Here is a 4981-nt window from a genome sequence, read left to right on the forward strand (position 1 = left end):
CCGACGACCCCGGCCGCGCCGGTCGAATCCTCGACCCTGCCGCCCGCCGCGCCTGCTCCGGCGACTAAGGCTCCGGCCGCGCCTGCGCCCGCAGCACCCGCTCCGGCGACGAAGGCCCCAGCCCCCGCGCCCGCTCCGGCCGCGACGGGCGGATCGTCCGGCGTGCAGATCGGCGCCTTCTCCTCGACGGCCATCGCCGACCGTGAATACGCCGCCGTCGCCGCCCGCTTCGGCCAGTACGCCTCGGGCGCCGAGAAGCGCGTGCAGGAAGTCACCGCCGCCAACGGCTCGACCGTCTACCGCACCACCTTCACCGGCATGAGCCGTGACCGCGCCGTCGCCTTCTGCAATGCGCTGAAGGCCGCGGGCCGCGACTGCATCGTCCGCTAAGGATCGCGCAAGTATGACCTCCGCCGCCATCTATGGCTGTTCCGGCCACCGGCTGACGGCGGAGGAACGCGCCTTCTACGCCGAGGCCAAGCCCTGGGGCTTCATCCTGTTCCGCCGCAATGTGGACAGCCCCGAACAGGTCAAGGCGCTGGTCTCCGAACTGCGCGACAGCGTGGGCCGCGACGACGCCCCGGTGCTGATCGATCAGGAGGGCGGCCGGGTGCAGCGCCTCGGCCCGCCGCACTGGCCGAAATATCCGCCGGGCGCGGCCTATCTGAAGGCGACCAATGATTCGGCGGCGGCGCGCGAACTGGTGCGTCTGGGCGCCCGGCTGATCGCCCACGATTTGCGCGAACTGGGCATCACCGTCGACTGCGTGCCGGTGCTGGATGTGCCAGTGCCGGGCGCCCACGACATCATCGGCGACCGCGCCTATGCCCAGGATCCGGCGACCGTGACCCAGCTGGGCCGCGCCGCCGCCGAGGGTTTGCTGGCGGGCGGCGTCCTGCCGATCATCAAGCACATTCCGGGCCACGGCCGCGCCTTCTCGGACAGCCACCACGACCTGCCGGTGGTCGAGACGGCGATCGAGGAGCTGGACGCCTGGGATTTCGCCCCGTTCAAGGCCCTGTCGGACATGCCGATGGCGATGACGGCCCACGTCGTCTTCACCGCCGTCGACGCCAGGCGTCCGGCCACGACCTCGAAGAAGGCCATCCGCCTGATGCGCGAGCGGCTGGGCTTCTCCGGCCTGATCCTGTCGGACGACCTGTCGATGCAGGCCCTGTCGGGTACGCTGACCGAGCGCGCCGAACAGTCGCTGAAGGCGGGCTGCGACGTGGTGCTTCACTGCAACGGCGACCTGAAGGAGATGGCCGCCGTCGCCGCTGGGACGAAGAAGCTGAAGGGCGAGGCCAAACGCCGCGCCGAGGCTGCGCTGAACCGCATCGTCCGCGCGCCTGAGCCGCTGGACGTCGCCGAGGGCCGCGCCCGGCTAGAGGCGGCGCTGAACGGCCGCTTCGACGCCGCCAAGGGGCCGGATGTCGGCGAGGCGCAGGCTTAAATGGCCGGGGAGGGCGCATGAGCGAGGCCTTCCAGCCGAACCTCGACTTCACCGCCGTCGAACAGGTCGAGGCGCAGGAGGCCTTCGTCGTCGATCTGGAGGGCTATGAAGGCCCGCTGCACGTCCTTCTGGCCTTGGCGCGGACGCAGAAGGTGGACCTGCTGAAGCTGTCCATCACCCGTCTGGCCGAACAGTATCTGGCCTTCGTGCATGAGGCGCGGCGGCGCAATTTCGCGCTGGCGGCCGACTATCTCGTGATGGCGTCGTGGCTGGCCTATCTGAAGTCTCGCCTGCTGATCCCGCGCAACGAGAAGGATAAGCCGGAGGAGCCTCCGGCCGAGGAGATCGCCGCCGCCCTGGCCTTCCGCCTGCAGAAGCTGGAGGCCATGCGCACGGCGGTGGAGGCCATCACCGGCCGCCCGCAGCTGAAGCGCGACGTCTTCACGCGCGGCGACCCGCAGGCGACGGTCATCATCCCGTCCGACCGGGTGGACGCCAGCCTCTATGAGCTGATGAGCGCCTATGTGGCACAGCGCCGCCGCGAGGAACGCCGCAAATACGCCCCCGGCCAGCGGGTCGAGGCCTTCCAGCTGGAAGCCGCCCGCGACTGGCTGCGCGAGATCATGCCGCGCCTGGCCGAGTGGACGCCGCTGGAGCGCGTGGCGCCCCAGAAGCCGGACGGGCAGGAAGGCCCCAGCCAGGCCAGCTATACCGCCTCCACCCTGTCGGCCAGTCTGGAGCTGGTGAAGGAGGGCGGCATGGACATCCGGCAGGAGCGGCCATTCGACGCGGTGTGGCTGAAACGCAGAGGGTTGGGGCAGCCGCTGGAGCTGACGCCGTGAGTCTCGACTTCACCCCGGACCACCTCGACATCGAACGCCGGGTCGAGGCCCTGCTGTTCGCCGCCGCCGCGCCGCTGTCGCTGGCCGAGATCGCGCGCCGTTTGCCGCAGGGCGCCGACGTCGGCGGGGCGCTGACCGCGCTTCAGGCGCGCTATCAGGGACGCGGGGTCGAGCTGGACTGCGTGGCCGAACGCTGGCGGTTCCGCACGGCGCCCGACCTCGGCTTCCTGATGACCGAGGAGCGCGAGGAGCCGCGCCGCCTGTCCAAGGCCGCGCTCGAGACCCTGGCCATCATCGCCTATCACCAGCCCTGCACCCGCGCCGAAGTCGAGAGCGTGCGTGGCGTCTCCCTGTCCAAGGGGACGCTGGACCTGCTGCTGGAGATGGATTTCGTGCGGCTGCGCGGGCGTCGGCGTACGCCGGGTCGGCCCGTCACCTACGCCACGACCGACCGCTTTCTGGAGCATTTCAGCCTGGCCAGCCTCTACGATCTTCCCGGCGTGCAGGAGATGAAGGCGGCGGGCCTGCTGGACCTGTCCATGCCGGTCGGGTTCGAGGTGCCGGACCCCTCGCGCGCCGGGGATGACGAGGGCGAGGATCTGCTGACCGGGCTGGACGACGGCGCGCCCGAATTCGCCCAGGATTTCGTCAGCGAGGACGAAGAGTCGCAACCTTAGCCGGGACGGAACGTCGCGCCCCCAAGAAGTGTCGGAAAGTCATGGACTTAAGTCCAAGGCGCGCCGCCTTGACCTGAGGCCGTCTCGCCTATAGGTTCCGCGCCGAAATTCAGACCCGTTTCGGCCCTGCGCCGGACGCTGAGCGAACAGGCCCATGTCCCCGACGAAGGAATCGCGCGAAGAGGCGATCAAACGCCTCCACGAAAGCGCATCCGCATTGGAGGCGAAGGCCCAGGCCGGGCAATCGGCCGAGTTCGCCGCACACGCGGTCACGGGCCAGGCCTATAAGATCATCGCCGAGCTTCTCGGCGGTGTTTTCGTTGGTTTGGCTATCGGTTTCGGGGTGGACCGGTTCTTTGGAACCTCGCCCTGGGGCCTTCTGGTCGGAGTTCTTCTGGGCTTCGCACTGGCGATCTACATGGCGCGTCGCACAGCCAACCGGCTGATGGCGCAGGCCAAGGCGGCGGGTGTGACGGGTGAAGCCGTTCCCTACGTCGAGGCCGGCGAAAAAGAAGACTAAGGAGCGAGAGGCCCGTGGCCGATCCGATTCACCAGTTTCAGGTTACGCCTCTGGCGGATTTCGGCAGCGTCACGCTTCCGTTGGTCGGCGAGGTCAGCCTGGCCTTCACCAATTCGCACCTGGCGATGACCATCGCCTTCGGCATGGCCGTGCTGTTCCTGACCGTGGCCACCTCGGGCGCCAAGGTGGTGCCGGGCCGGATGCAGGCGGCGGGCGAGACCCTGTTCGGTATGATCGACAACCTGGCCGCGTCCACGATCGGTCATGAGTCGCGCAAGTATTTCCCCTTCGTCTTCACCCTGTTCATGTTCATCCTGATGATGAACCTGCTGGGCATGTTCCTGACCTTCACCGCCACCTCGCAGCTGGCCGTCACGGCCACCCTGGGCGTGCTGACCTTCCTGGTCGTGGTCGGCGTCGGCATCGCCAAGAACGGCCTGGGCTTCTTCGGCCTGTTCTGGCCGACCAGCGCGCCGCTGGTGCTGCGCCCGGTCGTCGGCCTGATCGAGTTCTTCTCCTTCCTGCTGCGCCCCTTCACCCTGGCCCTGCGTCTGTTCGGCAACCTGCTAGGCGGCCACCTGGCGCTGAAGATCTTCGCCGGCTTCGTGGTGTCCCTGGGCGCCCTGGCCGTCGCCGGCGGCGTGGGCCTGTTCGCTCTTCCGGTCGCCGCCCTGTCGCTGGGCATGGTGATCGCCCTGACCGCTTTCGAGTTCCTGGTGGCCTTCCTCCAGGCGTTCGTCTTCGCCGTTCTGACCTGCATCTACCTCAATGATGTGGTCAACCTGGGCCATGGCCACTAAGGCTGCGGACCAGTAAGTAAGCCCACCCTCCAAACGCTCCAAGAATTAGGAATATCATCATGGAAGCTGAAGCCGCCAAGTTCATCGGCGCCGGTATCGCCACCATCGGTATGGTCGGTTCGGCTCTGGCCGTCGGCAACATCTTCGGCCAGTTCCTGGCCGGCGCCCTGCGCAACCCGGCTGCCGCCGCTTCGCAAGTCGGCAACCTGTTCGTGGGCGCCGCCCTCGCCGAAGCCCTGGGCATCCTGGCCTTCGTGCTCGGCATCCTGATCTGGCTCGGCTAATACCGAACCCCTGATCTGCGGCGGCGCGCCCATCAGCGGCTGCGCCGCCGCATTTGCTTTCACGACGGATCATTATGGCAGCCACTCCCTCAGCTCCGCCGCCGGTCTTGCCGGTGGAACAGGCCGTTGAATACGCGGCCGAAACCGGGCACGTGCCCGCCAATGCGGCTGCCGCCGCCGCCGAGCATGACGCTGGCGGACTGCCGCAGTTCGAGTTCCAGCACTGGGCCGGGCAGGTCGTTTACCTGCTGATCCTGTTCGTCATCCTGTACCTGCTCATCGCCAAGGTCTTCGCGCCGCGCCTGCGCCGCGTGATCGACGAGCGGGCCGACACCATTTCCACGGCCGTCGCCACGGCGCGCTCGGTCCAGACCGAGGCCGCCGCCCAGGCCGACGCCGCCCGCC

7 protein-coding genes and 1 pseudogene are annotated in these 4981 nt (G+C 68.5%); all 8 read left to right on the forward strand.

Features of this window, described 5'->3' with window-relative positions; genetic code table 11:
* Nucleotides 1-390 (forward strand): SPOR domain-containing protein (locus B2Y21_RS08265; RefSeq protein WP_292058803.1); only part of this gene is annotated, 390 nt, incomplete at its 5' end.
* A gap of 13 nt (nt 391-403) precedes the next feature.
* Nucleotides 404-1453: a beta-N-acetylhexosaminidase gene (gene nagZ / locus B2Y21_RS08270; RefSeq protein ID WP_292058805.1), complete on the forward strand. Its 1050-nt coding sequence runs from the start codon at nt 404-406 to the stop codon at nt 1451-1453.
* Between the two features lie 17 nt (nt 1454-1470).
* Nucleotides 1471-2295, forward strand: a complete 825-nt coding sequence (locus B2Y21_RS08275) for a segregation and condensation protein A (RefSeq protein WP_025978386.1) — start codon at nt 1471-1473, stop codon at nt 2293-2295.
* Nucleotides 2292-2972, forward strand: coding sequence for an SMC-Scp complex subunit ScpB (gene scpB / locus B2Y21_RS08280; protein WP_292058810.1), 681 nt, complete (start codon nt 2292-2294; stop codon nt 2970-2972). Before B2Y21_RS08275 ends, scpB begins: the two co-directional genes overlap by 4 nt.
* A 154-nt stretch (nt 2973-3126) precedes the next feature.
* Nucleotides 3127-3492 (forward strand): AtpZ/AtpI family protein, encoded by a 366-nt coding sequence (locus B2Y21_RS08285; RefSeq protein WP_087140841.1) that lies wholly within the window; start codon nt 3127-3129, stop codon nt 3490-3492.
* A gap of 14 nt (nt 3493-3506) precedes the next feature.
* Nucleotides 3507-4292, forward strand: a complete 786-nt coding sequence (locus B2Y21_RS08290; protein WP_046651757.1) for a F0F1 ATP synthase subunit A — start codon at nt 3507-3509, stop codon at nt 4290-4292.
* Between the two features lie 59 nt (nt 4293-4351).
* Nucleotides 4352-4576 (forward strand): F0F1 ATP synthase subunit C, encoded by a 225-nt coding sequence (locus B2Y21_RS08295; RefSeq protein WP_046651755.1) that lies wholly within the window; start codon nt 4352-4354, stop codon nt 4574-4576.
* A 74-nt stretch (nt 4577-4650) separates the two neighbouring features.
* Nucleotides 4651-4981: pseudogene (locus tag B2Y21_RS08300) on the forward strand (hypothetical protein); the annotation flags it as partial.

The sequence above is a fragment of the Brevundimonas sp. UBA5936 genome (assembly GCA_002430835.1).
Lineage (GTDB): Bacteria > Pseudomonadota > Alphaproteobacteria > Caulobacterales > Caulobacteraceae > Brevundimonas.